Here is a 17462-nt window from a genome sequence, read left to right as displayed (position 1 = left end):
CCATGGATAATTCCGTCATCATCGGGCCCGCAGCCCTCTCGGCGCTGGCCGAGTTTCTGTACCGCCCCGCCGTGAGCCGCGTGTTTGTGCTGGTCGACGGCAACACCGCCCGCCTGTGCCTGCCGCTGCTGGAGCCCCACCTCCCCCCCAATTATCACCTCATCGAAATTCCGGCCGGCGAAGAGTATAAAACGCTGGCCAGCTGCGATACCGTGTGGACCGCACTAACCCAGCACCGGGCCGACCGCCACGCCGTGCTCGTGAATCTGGGCGGGGGCGTAGTCACCGATTTGGGCGGCTTCGCGGCGGCGCTCTACAAGCGCGGCATCCGCTTCGCGCAGGTGCCTACTACGCTACTGGCGCAGGTAGATGCCAGCGTGGGCGGCAAAACGGGCGTCGATTTTCAGGGTTATAAGAATCAGTTGGGGGTATTTCAGGCCCCGGCCGCGGTATTTATCGAGCCCCGGTTCCTGCAAACCCTGGACCCGCGCCAGCTCAAGTCGGGCTACGCCGAGGTCATCAAGCACTGGCTCATTGCCGATGCCGCCGCCTTCGAGCAGAACCGCCGCCTGGGCTGGCTCACCGACGACTGGAGCGCCATCATCCGCGATTCCGTGGCCCTCAAGCAGCGCATCGTAGCCCAGGACCCACTGGAAGCCGGCCCGCGCAAGCTGCTCAATTTCGGCCATACCGTGGGCCACGCCCTCGAAAGCTACCTGCTCACCCAGCCCGGCCGCGAGGCCCTGCATGGCGAAGCCGTGGCTGCCGGCCTGGTGTGCGAAAGCTGGCTCTCGGTGCAGCGGGGCCTGCTGAGCCCCGAGGAATTAGATAAAATTGAAACCTTCGTGTTTTCGGTCTTCGATAAGCTGTCGTTTGTGGGCCTGGAAACCGAAGCTATTGCCGAATTCGCACTGCAGGATAAGAAAAACGCCGGCAATACCATTAACTGCACCCTGCTGGAAGGCATCGGCAACGGGGTGTATGACCAGCCGGTGACCCTCGCCGAAATCGCCGAGTCGCTGCGGTATTACCACCGGCTGTAGCCTAACCAGTTGCCAGTTGCTAGTTGTCCGTTGTTAGTCGCTGGCTCGCGTTTGCCACCCAACAGAAACCAACAGAAGCCAACTGACTGACAACTGACAACGGATAATTAACAACCGAGAATTAAAAATGCACCTCTCCTGGCCCGGCGGCCCGCTCCATGGCACCGCCCAACTTCCGGCTTCCAAAAGCGAAGCCAACCGTGCTCTTATTCTACAGGCCCTGGCCGGCGGCGGCACGGTCGGCAACCTTTCCGATGCCCATGACACCCAGCTCATGCGCCGCTTGCTGGCTGCCGCGCCCGGTACCGATGTGCTTGATGCCGAGGATGCAGGAACGGTTATGCGATTTTTGACTGCCTATCTGGCGGTTACGAATTGGCACGGCCGCCTTGTAGGCACCGCCCGCATGCAGCAACGGCCCATCGGTGTGCTGGTGGAAGCCCTGCGGCAAGCCGGAGCCGGCATCAAGTACCTCAACAACGAAGGCTACCCGCCGCTGGAGCTGGCTGGCTTCACCGCGTCGAAAGAAACCGAAGCCCCTACCGAGCTGGCCGTGCGCGGTGACATCAGCAGCCAGTACATTTCGGCGCTGCTGATGGTGGGCCCGCGCCTGCCGGGCGGCCTGCGCCTGCGCCTCACCGGGCACGTCGGCTCGCGTCCCTACATCAACATGACGGTGGCGCTAATGCAGCTTTTTGGGGCCGACTGCTCGGCCGAAGATGCCACGCTGACGGTGCGGCCCGGCCACTACCAGCCCACCGATTATACCGTGGAGTCGGACTGGTCGGCCGCCAGCTACTGGTATTCGCTGGTGGCGCTGGCCCCGGCCGGCTCCGAAATCACGCTGTCCGGCCTGCGCCGCGAGTCGCTACAGGGCGACCAGGCCATTGTTGAAATGATGACGCACTTTGGGGTAGAAACCACGTTTCGGCCAGATGGAATTCACCTGAAACAGCAGCCGCCCGCGCCCCAAGCGGAAGTACTGACCCTGGATTTCACCGACTGCCCCGACCTGGCCCAAACCGTAGCCGTGGTCGCGGCCGCCCTCAACCGGCCCGTGGATATGACCGGCCTGGAGAGCCTGCGCATTAAGGAAACGGACCGCATCGCGGCCCTGCAAGCCGAGCTGGCCAAGTTCGGCGGCGACCTGCGCGAAGTGTCGGCAGGGTGTTTCCGGGCCGAATCGGTGGGGTTCGCGGTCAACAATCAATCGGTAGCCACCTACCACGACCACCGCATGGCCATGGCTTTCGCGCCGCTGGCTCTGCGGGGCCCGCTGAATATTGAGTCGCCTACGGTGGTGAAGAAATCCTACCCGCAATTCTGGAATGAATTAGCGAAAAGCGGTTTCGTAATTAACGAAGCTGACTGAGGTAAGCAGCTGATTTCAGGAGTCGGCTGCCGTACCAGCTGAATAATTCGCCGTCGACAATTTCGATTTTCGCGGTCGGGCAGATTGCCTGAAATTCGGCAATGTGCTTTTCACTAAATGGGTACGGCTCGGATGATAAGAGTATGCGCCGGGGTGCTGCGGCTGCCAATTGTTCGGCGGTTATTTCCGGGTAGCGAGCCTGCCCGGCAAAGACGTTGGTGAAGCCGGCACGGCGCAGCATATCGTCGATAAAAGTGCCAGTAGCAGCCCCCATGTACGGTTTTCGCCAGATAAAATAGGCGGCCGAAACAGTCGTTTCACCAGTTGCCAGCGCTGCAAAAGAGGCGTCGATTTCCGCTGCCATTGCCTCCGCTCTTTCCTTAGCCCCGGCGACAAAGCCAACGCGCCTAATCATATCCAGCGCCTCCGTCAGGTTGCTGATATCACTCAGCCAGACCGGATAATTAGCAGCTAACTGGTCGATGCCGGCCTGATAATTCTCTTCTTTATTCCCAATTATTAAATCGGGTTTCAGCGCGACTATTTTTTCAAAATCAAAATTCTTCGTGCCGCCAATTACCGTGGTTTTTGTGCGGGCCTCAGCAGGGTGAATGCAGAATTTGGTAACGCCCACCACCTTTTCGCCCAAACCTAAATCGAACAGTAATTCCGTCTGCGAAGGCACCAGCGACACGATGCGCCGCGGCGGAAACGGCACCGCCACGCGCCGGCCCATTTGGTCGGTGACGGTTAAAGGAAGTCTGAACCGCGGATTTATCGGATTAGTCGGATTCATCGGATTTTGTGGAGGGTGCGCACTTATTCTGTTCTCATTCAACTATTCAAGCAACAAAAAAGCCCGCAGTTGCGGGCCTTTTACTATGTCGATTCGGCCACAAAATCCGGTGAATCCGACTAATCCGATAAATCCGCGGTTCAGACAAAATACCGGAAATCGTGGCCGTCTTCGATGCGCAGCAGCGTTTCGTAAATGAGCTGCGTTACGCTCTCCACGTCGTCTTTGTGCACGGTTTCCACGGTGGTGTGCATGTACTTCAGCGGCAGTGAAATCAGGGCCGAAGCCACGCCGGAGCCGGAGTAGGCAAAGGCATCTGTATCGGTGCCGGTAGCGCGGGTGGCGGCGGCGCGCTGGAACGGAATTTCGGCTTTTTTGGCGGTGTCGATGATGAGGTCGCGCAGGTTGTTCTGCACGGCCGGGCCGTAGGTAATCACCGGGCCTTTGCCGCAGGAAATGTCGCCAGCCGTCTTTTTCTCATACATCGGCGACTGGCTGTCGTGCGTCACGTCGGTGATGATGGCCACGTCGGGGTTGATGCGGTGGGCTACCATTTCGGCTCCGCGCAGGCCAATTTCCTCCTGCACGGCATTCACGATGTAGAGGCCGAAGGGCAGCTTTTTCTTGTTCTCCTTCAGCATGCGCGCCACCTCGGCAATCATGAAGCCGCCCACGCGGTTGTCGAGCGCCCGGCCCACGTAAAACTTGTCGTTGAGCACCGTCATCTCGTCCTCAAACGTGACTACGGAGCCCACGTGCACGCCCATTTCGGCCACTTCCTCGGCGCTGCTCGCGCCGCAGTCCAAAAACACCGTCTCGATGGTGGGCGCTTTGTCCTGCTCCACCTTGCGGACGTGGATGGCGGGCCAGCCAAAAATGGCCTTCACTATGCCTTTCTCACCGAAGATATTTACCCGTTTGCTGGGCGCTACCAGCGGGTCGGAACCGCCGTTGCGCCGCAGATACAAATAGCCTTCCTTGGTGATGTAATTCACGAAATAGGAAATCTCATCGGCGTGCGCCTCGATGACGACTTTGTATTTCGCCTTGGGGTTAATCACGCCCACCACCGTGCCGTAGGTATCCACGAAATATTCGTCGATATAGGGCTTGAGGTACTCCAGCCACAGTTTCTGGCCTTCTTTTTCGAAGCCGGTGGGAGAGGGATTGTTGAGGTAAGCTTGGAGGAATTCGAACGATTCGGGACGCATAGTAGGGAGTTATTAATGTTAATAACGTCATGCTGAGCTTGCCGAAGCATCTCTGCCGCGTAAGTAAATAATTACTATTGCGGTAGAGATGCTTCGGCAAGCTCAGCATGACGTCCAAATAAGCCGACTTTACAGCGGAATGTTGCCGTGCTTCTTACGCGGCATAGTATCCACTTTGTTCTCCAGCATCTTGAAGGCGCGAATCAGTTTCTGACGCGTCTGCGAGGGTAGAATTACCTCGTCCACGAAGCCGCGGTGGGCGGCGCGATAGGGCGTGGCGAATTTCTCCTGGTACTCGTCGACCTTCTCCTGGAGCTTGGCGGCCGGGTCGTCGGCCTTGGCGATTTCGCGTTTGAAGATGATTTCGGCCGCGCCTTTGGCACCCATTACGGCGATTTCGGCCGTGGGCCAGGCGTAGTTCATATCGGCCCCAATATGCTTGGAGTTCATCACATCATAAGCCCCGCCATAAGCTTTGCGGGTGATGACGGTGATGCGCGGCACGGTGGCCTCGCAGAAGGCGTAGAGCAATTTGGCCCCGTTGGTGATGATGCCGCGCCACTCCTGGTCGGTGCCGGGCAGGAAGCCGGGCACGTCCTCCAGCACCAGCAGCGGGATGTTGAACGCATCGCAGAAGCGCACGAAACGGGCGGCTTTGGTGCTGGCATTGATGTCGAGCACGCCGGCCAGCACGGCCGGCTGGTTGCCCACGATGCCGATGCTGCGGCCCGCCAGCCGGGCGAAACCAACCACGATATTCTCGGCGAAATTCTGGTGGACTTCGAGGAAGGAATTTGCATCGATAATGCCTTCAATCACCTCACGCATGTCGTAGGGCTGGTTGGCGTTGTCGGGAATCAGCTTATCCAGCGCCGGGCGGCTTTCGTCGCCGCTGGCCTCGTAGGGCTGGGCGGGGGCAGTTTCCTCGCAGTTCTGCGGCATGTAGCTCAGCAGCTGCTTGACATTATTGATGGCCACCACTTCGTTGGCACAGCTGAAGTGCGTCACGCCGCTTTTGGCCGAGTGGGTGCTGGCCCCGCCCAACTCTTCGCTGGTTACTTCTTCGTGGGTCACGGTTTTCACCACGTTGGGGCCGGTCACGAACATGTAGCTCGTGTGCTCCACCATCAGAATAAAGTCGGTGATGGCCGGCGAATACACCGCGCCGCCCGCGCATGGCCCCATAATGGCCGAGAGCTGCGGCACCACGCCCGAGGCCAGGGTATTCTTATAGAAGATGTCGGCGTAGCCACCGAGGCTCACCACGCCTTCCTGAATCCGGGCCCCGCCCGAGTCATTCAGGCCGATGACGGGCGCGCCGTTCTTCATGGCGAGGTCCATGATTTTTACGATTTTCTCGGCGTGGGTTTCGCTCAATGAGCCACCGAAAACCGTGAAATCCTGCGAGAAAATGTACACCAGCCGGCCATTCACCGTGCCGTAGCCGGTTATCACGCCATCGCCGAGGTAATGCTCTTTATCCAGCCCAAAGTCTTTGGAGCGGTGCATCACGAACTTGCCGATTTCCTCGAACGAGCCTTCGTCCATCAGCAAATCAACCCGTTCGCGGGCGGTGAGCTTGCCTTTTTTGTGTTGAGCGTCGATGCGGGCCTGGCCGCCGCCGAGCAGGGCTTCTTCGTTTTTGCGGGCCAGCAAATCGGTTTTGGAAAGGTGGGCGTGGGCGTGCGGGTCGGGCATGAGCAGGGGTAAGCGCGCGGGTGGGATGGGTGCGCGGGAATTGGAAGCCAAAGGTAGGTTACGGGTAGATTACGGGGCGCAGGATAGGAAGAGCAGAACGTCATGCCGAGCGTAGCCGAGGCATCTCGCGTGTGGCAGTAATCCAATCGACTGGGTTTACTAGGGCACGCGAGATGCCTCGGCTGCGCTCGGCATGACGTTCTTTCATCTCTCTTCCGTGCCGCTCTACAGCGTCTTGCCCAGCAGCATCAGCATAAACGCGTATTGCCGGGCCGTGTCGTCAATCGACTTGAAGCGGCCCGACGCCCCGCCGTGGCCGGCTACCATGTCGGTGTGCAGCAGCAGTAGGTTCTTATCCGTCTTGCGGGCCCGTAGCTTGGCTACCCATTTGGCCGGCTCATAATATTGCACCTGCGAGTCGTGCAGGCCGGTGGTAACCAGAATGTTGGGGTAAGCCTGCGCTTTCACGTTGTCGTAGGGCGAGTAGGAGAGCATGTACTTGAAGTATTCCTCGTCGGCGGGGTTGCCCCATTGGTCGTACTCACTGGTGGTGAGCGGGATGGTGGGGTCGGCCATGGTCGTAACCACATCCACGAACGGCACGGCGGCAATCACGCCCTTGTAGAGGGCGGGCCGCATGTTCAGCACGGCCCCCATCAGCAGGCCGCCGGCGCTGCCGCCCATGGCAAATAGCTTATCCGAAGCCGTGTAGCGCTGCTGTACCTTGGCACTGCCTACGGTGGCCTCGTGCGGCTTGGTGAGGTATTCGGAACAGTCGATAAAGTCGTTGAAGCTGTTGATTTTGTGCAGCATCCGGCCGTCCTCAAACCACTGTCGGCCCATTTCCTGCCCGCCCCGAATGTTACACAGCGCGTACACGAAGCCCCGGTTCAGCAAGCTCAGGCGGGCGGCGCTGAAGGTGGGGTCCTGCGAAAAGCCGTAGGAGCCGTAGGCGTATTGCAGCAGCGGTGCGCTCCCGTCCAGCTTCGTGCCCTTCTTATACACGATGGACATGGGAATGAACTTGTTATCCCGCGATTTCACGAATACGCGGTCCGTCACGTAGTCGAACTTGTTGTAGTTGCCCTGCACCGGCTGCTCCTTCAGCAGGGTCGCGACACGGGTGCTCATGTCGTACTCAAAGATGGAGGCCGGGGTGGTGAGCGAGGTGTAGTTATAGCGCAGTACCGGCGTGTCCTGCTCCCGGTTCACGCCGATAGTGGCCGTGTAAGCCGGCTCTTCAAAGGGCAGGTAATGCTCCTGTTTGTCTTTCAGGCTCACCACGCGCAGCTGGCGCAGGCCACCCTTGCGCTCGTTCAGCACAAAATATTCCTTGAACAGCTCGAAGTTATCGAGGAAAATTTCCGGGTGGCGGGTCAGCGCATCGGTCCAGGTGGCTTTGCCGGTGGTGGCCACGGGCGTGGTCATCAGGCGGTAGTTGGGGGCCTGCCAATTGGTCCGGATGTAGAATTTGTCGGCCAGGTGCTCCACCTGATACAGGTGGTCCTTCTCACGGCGCTGAAACACCTTGGGCTGCTCGGTGGGCGCACTGGCCTCCAGGTAGCGGTACTCCGACGACAGCGAGCTGGCGAGCTCGATGCCGATATATTTCTTTGATTTCGACCGGTTCACCTGCACGTTAAACGTGTTGTCGCGCTCCTCATACACCAGCGCGTCGCCCTTGGGGTCGGTGCCCAGCGTGTGCCGATACACCTGATAGGGCAGCAGCGTGGTCACGTTCTTTTTGGTGTAGAACACCGTCTTATTGTCGGCCGCCCAAACCACCTCGCCGCCCGTGTTGACAATACGCTCCGGCAACAGCTTGCCCGTCGCAATATCTTTGAAGCGCAGCGTGTAGAGCCGCCGGCTCACGGTGTCTACCGAGAAGGCCAGCAGCTGGTTATTATCGCTCACGGACCAGTCGCCAATCTGAAAATACTTCTGGCCGGTGCCCATCTCATCGCCGTTGAGCAGCACCTCTTCCGGCCCGATTACGCTGCCCTTCTTGCGGCAATAAACCGGGTATTCCGAAGCAAACTCAAAGCGTGAGTAGTAGTAGTACCCATTGTCGCGGTAAGGCTCGGTGGCATCTTCCTGCTTGATGCGGTTCTTAATTTCGGCGGCCAGCTTCTTCTGCAATGCCTGCGCCCCGGCCATCTGCTGGTCGAAATAGGCATTCTCCGCGTTGAGATATTTCAGGACAGCCGGTTCGGTCGGCTGGTTCAGCCAGTAGTAGTTGTCGGTGCGCGTGATGCCGAAATCGGTGAATACCTTGGGCTTGATTGGAGCCACCGGGGCCGATTGCGCCATGGCCCCGCTGGTGAGGGCCGCGCCGGCCCCGGCCAGGGCCGCTCTTTGCAGAAAATTCATGGAGAAGGGAGTGAAAGTGCTGGGGTTCGGCGATGTTAGTTAGAATCAGGCAGCAAGATAATGCGCAGCCGCTCGGGGGCTTATAACTCGCCCACAATGCCTGCGTACAGCTCGCTCAGCGCTATGCGCACGCCCACACTGGTGAGTGTCAGCAAGTCGGCCGGCTCGGTGGCTGGCGCGTAGTTCCAACCGTTTGCGTGCCGGCTGAATACTTCCACGGCCAGCTGGCGGGAGTCAATCAACACGTACTCCTGCAACGCTTCGATGCTGCGGTAGCGCATAAACTTACCCATCCGGTCGTATTCGGCCGTCGAATCGGAAAGGATTTCAATGATGACTTTCGGATTAGTGAGCGAGGGCAGAGCGGCTTCAGGGTCGAGGTACTCCGGCTTGCCGCACACGATAACCAAGTCGGGGTAAGTGTAGGCGCGGGTTACGGGGATATGGACGCGGGCATCGCTGGATGCGGCTTCGCACCCATTTCGCAGTCGGCTGAATAACAAGCCTGCTAATCGGTTTGCCAAGCGGTAGTGGGCCGGGCTGGCCCCCGCCCGAAAGGTGGGGTCGAGCACGTTCACCATATCGGGCTGGCCCACGGGCGTGATGCGGCCATCCATGTATTCGAACCGGCCTTCGGCCGCGTTGTCGAACGCGAGGTATTCTTCCGGACTGTACCAGGTTTTGGGCGGAAGCTTGGGCTGGGCGAGGGCGGCAGACATGGCGAGCGGGAATTGAGGAGTTAGCGAATACCAAATTAACAACGAAAAGGCCGGCTCCATTGCTGGGGCCGGCCTTTGCTACTCAGGCACAAGCTAAAGCATGTGCTACTGCCGCAAGCTACTTCTTCGCGTCCGAGTCCGGAGCTTCCGGCGTTTCGGCCGGGCGCTCGTCGCTGGCCAGGTTCTGTGCCTCGCCGCTTTTGCTCACGGCAAAGGTCAGTTCCTCGGCACCTTCGGTGTAGTCCGCCGTGATGACGTCGCCCTGCACCACCTGCGCCTTGAGGATTTCCTCGGCAATCGGGTCTTCGATGTACTTCTGGATGGCACGATTCAACGGACGGGCACCGTATTTGGGGTCGTAGCCTTTATCCGACACAAAATCCTTGGCCTTCTCGGTCAGCTCGACACGGTAGCCCAGGGCCTGCACCCGCGAGAGGAGCTTGGCCAGGCTGATGTCGATGATTTTGTGAATATCCTTTTTATCCAGCGAGTTGAAGACGATAACGTCATCCAAACGGTTGAGGAACTCGGGCGAAAAAGTCTTCTTCAGGGCGTTGGTGATGGTGCCCTTGGTTAGCTCGTCCATGTTGGCCTCGCGGGCCTTGGTGCCGAAGCCGATGCCCGCGCCAAAGTCCTGCAGGTCCCGTGCCCCGATATTCGAAGTCATGATGATGATGGTGTTCCGGAAGTCCACCTTGCGGCCGAGGCCGTCGGTCAGGATACCGTCGTCCAGCACCTGCAACAGCAGGTTGTACACGTCCGGGTGCGCCTTCTCAATCTCATCGAGCAGGATAACCGAATACGGCTTGCGGCGGATTTTTTCCGTCAGCTGGCCACCCTCTTCGTAGCCCACGTAGCCGGGAGGCGCGCCCACCAGGCGCGATACGCTGAATTTCTCCATGTATTCCGACATGTCGACGCGCACCAGCGCATCTTCCTTATCGAAGAGGTAGGTAGCGAGCACCTTGGCCAGCTCCGTCTTACCCACGCCCGTCGGGCCGAGGAATACGAACGAGCCAATCGGCTTCTTGGGGTCCTTCAAACCAACCCGCGTGCGCTGAATGGCTTTCACGAGCTGTTTGATGGCTTTGTCCTGGCCAATTACTTTGCCTTGCAGCTCCTCGTTCATGTTGAGAAGTTTCTGGCTTTCGTTCTGTGCCACGCGCGAAACGGGGATGCCGGTCATCATGGCGATAACCTCGGCCACGTTCTCCTCTTTCACCGTGTAGCGCTTCTTCTTGGTTTCCTCTTCCCAGCTCTTTTTAGCCGTTTCGAGTTGGTCCAGAAGTTTCTTCTCGGTGTCGCGGAGCTTGGCGGCTTCCTCGTATTTCTGCGATTTCACCACGCGGTTTTTCTCGCCTTTGATGTTCTCAATCTGCTCTTCGAGCGTGAGAATATCTTCGGGCACCACAATATTGTTGATGTGCACACGGGCACCGGCCTCATCGAGAATATCAATGGCCTTGTCCGGCAGGAAACGGTCAGACATGTAACGGTCCGACAGCAGCACGCACTGCTCAATGGCCTTATCGGTGTACACCACGTGGTGGTGGTCCTGATACTTGTCCTTGATGTTGTGCAGGATTTCAATGGTCTCCTCGGGCGTGGTGGGGTCCACCATCACCATCTGGAAACGACGGGCCAGGGCCCCGTCTTTCTCGATGTACTGACGGTACTCATCCAGCGTAGTGGCGCCGATGCATTGAATTTCGCCGCGGGCCAGGGCCGGCTTAAACATGTTGGAAGCATCGAGCGAGCCCGAAGCCCCGCCAGCCCCTACGATGGTATGCAGCTCGTCAATAAACAGAATCACGTCGGGCGACTTCTCCAGCTCGTTCATCACGGCCTTCATGCGCTCCTCAAACTGACCACGGTACTTGGTGCCGGCCACCAGCGAAGCCAGGTCCAGCGTTACTACGCGCTTATTGAAGAGCACGCGGCTTACCTTCTTCTGGATGATGCGCAGGGCGAGGCCTTCGGCGATGGCCGTTTTGCCCACGCCGGGCTCACCGATGAGAATGGGGTTATTCTTTTTGCGGCGGCTTAGAATCTGGGCTACGCGCTCAATTTCCTTTTCGCGGCCCACAATGGGGTCGAGCTTGTCGTCCTCGGCCATTTTGGTGAGGTCGCGGCCGAAGTTGTCGAGCACCGGAGTGCGCGATTTTTCGCCGGGCTTCTTGGTGGTGCCAGCCCCGGCACCGCGGCCGGGAGTGCCGCCGCCAAACAACTTGTCGTTGTCGTCGTCGTCGGTGTCGGGGGTGCGGTTTTGCGGGACAGAGCCGGCGTTACCATGGTAATCCAGCGAGTCGCGCACAGTTTCGTAGTTCACGTTGAATTTGCTGAGAATTTGGGAAGAAATATTGTCCTCGTCCCGCAGGATAGACAACAACAGGTGCTCGGTGCCGATGATTTCGGACTTGAAGATTTTGGCCTCCAGGTAGGTTATTTTCAACACCTTCTCGGTCTGCTTGGTGAGCGGAATCGAGCCGGTGATGCTGGTGCCCTGGGTGGCGGTGTTGCGGGTAGCCTGTTCGAGCGAGAACTTCAGCTCATCGATGGACACGCCCAGCTTGCGCAGCAAGCCCAGCGCGGTGCCTTCGGCTTCGCGAATCATGCCCAGCAACAGGTGCTCGGTACCGATATAATCGTGCCCGAGACGGATGGCTTCCTCCCGACTGAGGGAAATAACCTCTTTGACGCGGTTTGAGAATTTAGCTTCCATTCCAATAAACGTAGTAAAAAAATCGAATAGCCCCGCGTCGGGCGAGTACACGAATGACGGGTTGGGCCGATGTCGCTTGAAAACAAGCAGATTCGGGCGAAGGTTCGGGCGGAAAGAAACCCGGTAAGCACTCAGGTGATACTAACGTCGGCAGAAATACGCAGGTTACCGCAAAAAGCTGCCGGCAGCCGGCCCTTGCGAAAACAACAAGTCCAGCACGCTCAGCCCCGGCTCAAAACCTGGGCCAAATACCTGGGGGTAGGGCAGGACCAGGGACTGAACTGCCGGAGTGTCAGGTTTCGGGGATTGGGAAGCAGTTTTGGGTGTCAGCCAGTCGCGTCTGTCAAGGATTGAATCAGCCGCGAGCTGGCCCGGCGGGTAGTGGGCGTAGTATTCGGTAGTGAGCTGGACGGGGAGCGTGAGGCGAAAGCAGCGCAATAATAAAAGCAGAAACTGCCGGTTGAGGTCGAATAGCAGCGCCGGCTTACCTACGTAAATATCGTGGAAGTAGTCGGCGTAGTACTCAAAGTACGGACTATTGCCGTAGGCAGTTTGCAGGGTGCGCCAGTGCCGGTGAATCCAGTTCTGGCGGTAGTCGATTTCGATGGCCGCCGCCGTCACTTTTTCGGCCCGGTTGCCGTCGATTACCGGCACGGTGAGGGGCTGCACGCCTTGCGCCGTGCGAATAAGGCAGCGGTTGCGGTAGGTTTGCTTGCGGTAGTGCTCCTGGGCTTCCAGCAGCAAGCCATCGGCCCGGAGCAGCTCGGCGAAGAGTGCGGCCGGGGGGTGGTAATGGAGTTCGGTGAGAATAATCATTGATTCGGATAAAGGCAGCCGGACGCCGTTACCGATGAGCCAGCGGGGCTGCGAAACGCCCTGGCTCATCGAATTATTGACAAGACGCAAATATGCGGCCCTCCTCGCCACCGGCCGGGCCGTAGCCGAATTATGCTGCGCACGTGCCACCAGTAGCGGAGCTTTCGCGTTCTATCGGGCGGGCTGCCGTGGCCCCGGCCTTACTTTTGTTCCATGCGCTTCCTCTTCCTCCTGCTCATTGCCCTTAGCGCGCTGGCCGCTCAGGCAGCCCCGCCCCAGATTTTGCTCGATGTCGCCCGCTTTCGAAACCTGAATAAGGTGGAGAAGGGCGGCGAAGTCGAAATCTACGTGACCGTGCCCACCCAGCCGCTTACTTACCGGCAGCGGGCCCCCCGCTCGTTTCAGTCGGCGGCTACGGTCACGCTGGAAATTTTGAAAGCCGACGGCAAACCGGCTTATCGGGAGGTCATTACCCTCAAGCCGCCGGTGCTCACGGACACCACCATTGCCATCAAAAATCCGCAGAGCTTTCTCAAGCGCATCATGCTGCCCGATGGGAAATACACGCTGCGCGGTACCGTGCGCGACCTGTATAGCGCCGCCAACGGCGAAACCACCGTGGAGAAGCCGCTGGTGGTGGAAGGCCCCGCCGGGGTGTTTCTGACCGACGTGGTACTGCTAGCGCGCCCCGCCGCCCGCAGTGGGGGCGACGACAATTTTGCCCGGGGCGGCTACCGGCTCACCCGCACACCCGGCGGCGGCTACGGCCGCGGGGCCGAAACTGTTTTTTTCTATACCGAGCTGCACAACGCGCCCGCTGGCCAGCCCCTGCGCGTGCATTACCACCTCACCACGCCCGACGGCTCGGCCGCCGATGCCGACGCCACCCTCACGCCCCAGAGCGGCCGGCCGACCACCGTGGTCGGGCAGCTGCCAGCGGGGCCGCTGCCCGATGGGCCGTTCACGCTGTTTATTGAGGTGTATGGGGGGCCGGGCAACAAGAAGCTGCTGGCCGGGCACCGGGCCATCGGCGAGCGCAGTGCCGCCGACTATGCGCCGGCCGGAGCCGCCATACCCCGATGAGCACGGCTAGCACCGCCAGGTTGCCGGGTGCCAAACGCCCCTACGCCTGGTACTACGAGCCCCTGCGGTGGGCGCTGCTGGGCCTGTCGCGCCTGCCCATGCCGGTGCTTTACGGGTTGGGCGAGGGTATTTACTTTCTGCTGACCTACGTGGTGCGCTACCGCTGGCGGGTGTTGCAGCAGAACCTGAGCAGGTCCTTTCCGGAAATGAGCCCGGCGGAGGTAAAGCGCACTGGCAAGGCTTTCTACCGGCACTTTTCGCAGGTGATAGTCGAAATCTTGAAGATGGCGACCATCAGCCCTGCCGAGCTGGCCCCGCGCATGCACTTCACCAATCCTGAGCTGATGGCCCAGCCGTTTGCCGAGCAGCGGCTGGTGCTCTCGCTGGGCTCGCATATGGGCAACTGGGAGTGGCTGCTGAACGGCGCGGCCCTGGAGTTTCCAGGCCGGGCGGCGGGCGTGTACAAGCCGCTGAACAATGCGTTTTTTGAGCACTTCACGCGCCGGCTGCGCACTCGGTTGGGGGCCGATGCCGTGCCCATGCCGGCCACGTTGCGCTATCTGGTAGCCCATAAGAATTACGGCTGTACCCTCAGCCTGCTCACCGACCAGGCTGCCGGCCCCGAGGACCGGCCGTATTGGACGACCTTCCTGAACCAGGATACCAGCTTTTATTCCAGCGCCGACCGGCTGGTCACGCAGTTCAATTGCGTCGTGCTGTACATTGGTATCCGCCGGGTGCGGCGCGGGTACTACGAAGTCACGTTCACTGAAATGCCCGACAGCCGTACGGTGGCCAGTGCCCCACATGGCACGTTTCCCATTGCGGAAGCCTTCGCCCGGCAGCTGGAGAAGGACATGCGCGCCTCGCCCGAGCAGTACCTGTGGACGCATCGGCGCTGGAAACACCAGCGCAGCCTGGGCGAGTAGGAGCGGGGCTAGTGCCGCTAGTGCTGTGTGCTTAATGAAATAGCCCCAATGCCAGTAAAGGCATCGGGGCTGATTCGTTGAGCGTAGGGTCGCGGCTCGGCTATTACAAATACTGCTCAATGTCGCCGGCGCCCTGGCGGATGAGCTCGAAGTCGTCGTTGGTGCAGTCGATGATAGTGCTGGGCACGTTATTGCCGAAGCCGCCGTCGATGACGAGGTCGACCAGCATGCGGTATTTCTCGAAAATCAGGTCCGGGTCGGTCACGTACTCATCGATGGTGTTTTCGTCCTCGCGCACTGAGGTGCTCACGATGGGGTTGCCCAGCTCCTTCACCAATTGCAGGATAATCTGGTTATCGGGTATCCGAATGCCGACGGTCTTGCGCTTGGTGCCGCCGAAGCGCGGAGCGTTGCTGCTGGCCTCAAAAATGAAGGTGAACGGGCCGGGTAGGGCTTTTTTGATGACTTTATAGGTTTCCGTAGTGATGCCGTGGGCATAGTCGGAAATGTGCGATAAGTCGTGACAGATGAAGCTCAGGTTGGCCTTTTCGGGGAAGAGCTTCTTGATGCGGCACACCTTTTCAACGGCCTTGGCATTGGTTACATCGCAGCCGATGCCGTACACGGTGTCGGTGGGGTAAATGATGACACCGCCCTTGCGCAATACGTCAACGGCTTGCTGAATGCGGTTATGAGGCGGGTTTTCGGGGTGAATGCGAAGAAGAGTGGCGGGCATATAAGGAGCTGGAGGTTGATATAACAAGGAGGGGGAAAACGGCCGGTGGCCGCCGGCCAGCGGCTACCAGAAGCTGGCGGCCGGCCCAAAGATGCGGGCAAGGTACTACGCCCGGCCGAAATGGAGCAAACAGGACGCAACTTAGGCCCCGGGGTTGCGGCCGTTCGTACTTTTGACGCCGCCTCCCCGATATTCTCCCCAGTCCCCATGTCCCAACCCGCCAAAATGTCGGTCATCGAACGCCGCGACCAAGCCCTGAAACGTCGTCGGCGCTGGGCCACCGTGAGCGTCGTCTTCACGCTCGCGCTGGTCTGCTTCTCCTATTATTTTTATCAGGTGTTCTTCACCGCCAACATCGAAACCAAAGGCAAGCCCACCTACGTGGTGGTGCACCGCGACGACGACTGGCAGGCGGCCCTAAAAACTATTGACGCCACCGGCGCGGTGGTCGACAAGCTCTCGCTGCACTTCGTGGCCAAGCTCATGAAGTATCCGGCCCACGTGAAGCCCGGCCGCTACGAGCTGAAGGACGGCTACACCAACCGCCAGCTCGTCAACGTGCTCAAGGCCGGCCTGCAGTCGCCGCTCAAGCTCACCTTCACCAACGTGCGCCTGCGCCGCGAGCTGGCCGATAAGCTCTCGAACCAGATTGATGCCCGCCCCGCCCAGATTGACTCGCTGCTGAGCAGCCCGAGCTACACCCGCAGCCTGGGTTTCGACACCACTACCGTGCTCAGCATGTTCATCCCGAACACCTACGAGCTGTACTGGAACACCTCCGCCGACAACCTCATGAAGCGGATGAAGAAGGAATATGAGAAGTTCTGGACCCCGGCCCGCGACGCCCGGCGCGAGAAGCTCAACCTCACCCGCGCCCAGGTGAGCACCCTGGCCAGCATCGTGGAAGCCGAGCAGCAGCAGCATGCCGACGAGCGCCCCCGCATCGCGGGCGTGTACCTCAACCGCTTGAAAAAAGGCATGAAGCTGCAGGCCGACCCAACGGTCGTCTACGCCAACCGCGACTTCACCATCAAGCGCGTGCTCAACGTACATCTGCAAAAGGATTCGCCCTACAACACCTACAAATACGCCGGCCTGCCGCCCGGCCCCATCAACCTGCCCAGCATCGCCAGCATCGACGCCGTGCTGAAGCCGGAGAGCAATAACTACCTTTATTTCTGCGCCAAGGAGGATTTTAGCGGCTACCACGCCTTTGCCCCCAATGAGCGGGAGCACATTATGAATGCACGGCGCTACCAGGCCGCGCTGAACCGGGCCGGAATTAAGTAACTTAACAGAGCGTCATGTCGAGCGTAGCCGAGACATCTCGCGTGCAGCAGTAATCCTGTCGATGCAACGATTCGAGCGAGATGTCTCGGCTACGCTCGACATGACGTTTTAGCTATCAATATGTACACCTCCGATATCCAAATCCGCGTGCGCTACGCCGAAACCGACCAGATGGGCTACGTCTATCACGGCAACTACGCGGCGTATTTTGAGGTGGCCCGCACCGAGGCATTCCGCAAGCTCGGCATCAGCTACAAGGAGCTGGAGGCCGATGGCGTGGGCATGCCGGTTGGTGAAATCCGCACCCGCTTTCGCCGCCCGGCTCGCTACGACGACCTGCTGACCGTGCGGCTCTTACTGCGCCAGCCGCCCGAGGGTGCCCGCGTGCTGTTTGAGTATGAGATTTACAACGAAACCGGGGACTTGCTCACCGAAGGCCACACGCTGATGGTGTTTGTGGCTACCACCACCGGCCGGCCCGTGCCCATGCCCGTAAACATTCAGGAGCGGCTGCTGCCGTATTTTGGTGAAGATGAATTTGATAGCCCGGTGCTGCCCACGCCCGGCGCTGTTCCGCCCGATGCGCCCGCGCCGGCCGCCTTTGGAAAGTGAGTTGAAAGGACTAAACCAGAACGTCATGCTCATCTGGTGTCCGCGCAGCCGAAGCATCTCTACCT

14 protein-coding genes are annotated in these 17462 nt (G+C 59.6%); 6 read left to right on the top strand and 8 right to left on the bottom strand.

Features of this window, described 5'->3' with window-relative positions:
• The first annotated feature begins 2 nt into the window (after window positions 1-2).
• Entirely contained in the window at window positions 3-1043 is a 1041-nt protein-coding gene (aroB, locus tag ABD819_RS04080) for a 3-dehydroquinate synthase (protein WP_345121260.1), read from the top strand.
• A gap of 127 nt (window positions 1044-1170) precedes the next feature.
• Window positions 1171-2415, top strand: a complete 1245-nt coding sequence (locus ABD819_RS04075) for a 3-phosphoshikimate 1-carboxyvinyltransferase (protein ID WP_345121258.1) — start codon at window positions 1171-1173, stop codon at window positions 2413-2415.
• Here ABD819_RS04075 and ABD819_RS04070 read toward each other — a convergent pair.
• From ABD819_RS04070 to ABD819_RS04040, 7 genes are all read right to left on the bottom strand, one after another.
• Window positions 2399-3211 carry an ABC transporter substrate-binding protein gene (locus ABD819_RS04070; RefSeq protein ID WP_345121256.1) on the bottom strand — a complete coding sequence of 271 codons (813 nt, stop codon included), beginning with the start codon at window positions 3209-3211 and terminating at the stop codon, window positions 2399-2401. The two genes, ABD819_RS04075 and ABD819_RS04070, sit on opposite strands and share 17 nt — an antisense overlap.
• Before the next feature lie 140 nt (window positions 3212-3351).
• On the bottom strand, window positions 3352-4422 hold the full coding sequence (locus ABD819_RS04065; protein ID WP_345121254.1) for a M42 family metallopeptidase: 1071 nt from the start codon (window positions 4420-4422) through the stop codon (window positions 3352-3354).
• Between the two features lie 129 nt (window positions 4423-4551).
• Complete coding sequence (locus tag ABD819_RS04060) at window positions 4552-6120, bottom strand: acyl-CoA carboxylase subunit beta (RefSeq protein WP_345121252.1); 1569 nt, start codon at window positions 6118-6120, stop codon at window positions 4552-4554.
• Between the two features lie 225 nt (window positions 6121-6345).
• On the bottom strand, window positions 6346-8490 hold the full coding sequence (locus ABD819_RS04055) for a S9 family peptidase (protein WP_345121250.1): 2145 nt from the start codon (window positions 8488-8490) through the stop codon (window positions 6346-6348).
• A gap of 80 nt (window positions 8491-8570) precedes the next feature.
• Complete coding sequence (locus tag ABD819_RS04050; RefSeq protein WP_345121248.1) at window positions 8571-9209, bottom strand: Uma2 family endonuclease; 639 nt, start codon at window positions 9207-9209, stop codon at window positions 8571-8573.
• Between the two features lie 118 nt (window positions 9210-9327).
• A complete protein-coding gene (locus tag ABD819_RS04045) occupies window positions 9328-11931 on the bottom strand; it encodes an ATP-dependent Clp protease ATP-binding subunit (RefSeq protein ID WP_345121246.1) in 2604 nt (867 codons plus the stop codon).
• Window positions 11932-12096: 165 nt separating this feature from the next.
• Window positions 12097-12747 carry a WbqC family protein gene (locus ABD819_RS04040; RefSeq protein WP_345121244.1) on the bottom strand — a complete coding sequence of 217 codons (651 nt, stop codon included), beginning with the start codon at window positions 12745-12747 and terminating at the stop codon, window positions 12097-12099.
• A 213-nt stretch (window positions 12748-12960) separates the two neighbouring features.
• On the opposite strand from ABD819_RS04040, the gene ABD819_RS04035 reads away from it, so the two are divergent.
• Both ABD819_RS04035 and ABD819_RS04030 read left to right on the top strand, forming a co-directional pair.
• Window positions 12961-13830, top strand: a complete 870-nt coding sequence (locus tag ABD819_RS04035) for a hypothetical protein (protein WP_345121242.1) — start codon at window positions 12961-12963, stop codon at window positions 13828-13830.
• Entirely contained in the window at window positions 13827-14759 is a 933-nt protein-coding gene (locus tag ABD819_RS04030; protein ID WP_345121240.1) for a lysophospholipid acyltransferase family protein, read from the top strand. Before ABD819_RS04035 ends, ABD819_RS04030 begins: the two co-directional genes overlap by 4 nt.
• A 103-nt stretch (window positions 14760-14862) precedes the next feature.
• Here ABD819_RS04030 and ABD819_RS04025 read toward each other — a convergent pair whose 3' ends face one another.
• Entirely contained in the window at window positions 14863-15495 is a 633-nt protein-coding gene (locus tag ABD819_RS04025; protein ID WP_345121238.1) for an L-threonylcarbamoyladenylate synthase, read from the bottom strand.
• A 207-nt stretch (window positions 15496-15702) separates the two neighbouring features.
• On the opposite strand from ABD819_RS04025, the gene mltG reads away from it, so the two are divergent.
• Entirely contained in the window at window positions 15703-16785 is a 1083-nt protein-coding gene (mltG, locus tag ABD819_RS04020) for an endolytic transglycosylase MltG (RefSeq protein ID WP_345121236.1), read from the top strand.
• Window positions 16786-16905: 120 nt separating this feature from the next.
• Entirely contained in the window at window positions 16906-17397 is a 492-nt protein-coding gene (locus ABD819_RS04015; RefSeq protein WP_345121234.1) for an acyl-CoA thioesterase, read from the top strand.
• Window positions 17398-17462: the final 65 nt, after the last annotated feature.

The organism is Hymenobacter antarcticus (genome assembly GCF_039539545.1).
Lineage (GTDB): Bacteria > Bacteroidota > Bacteroidia > Cytophagales > Hymenobacteraceae > Hymenobacter > Hymenobacter antarcticus.
The sequence above is the reverse complement of the archived record's forward strand: the minus strand, read 5'-3'. Positions and strand labels throughout refer to the sequence as shown.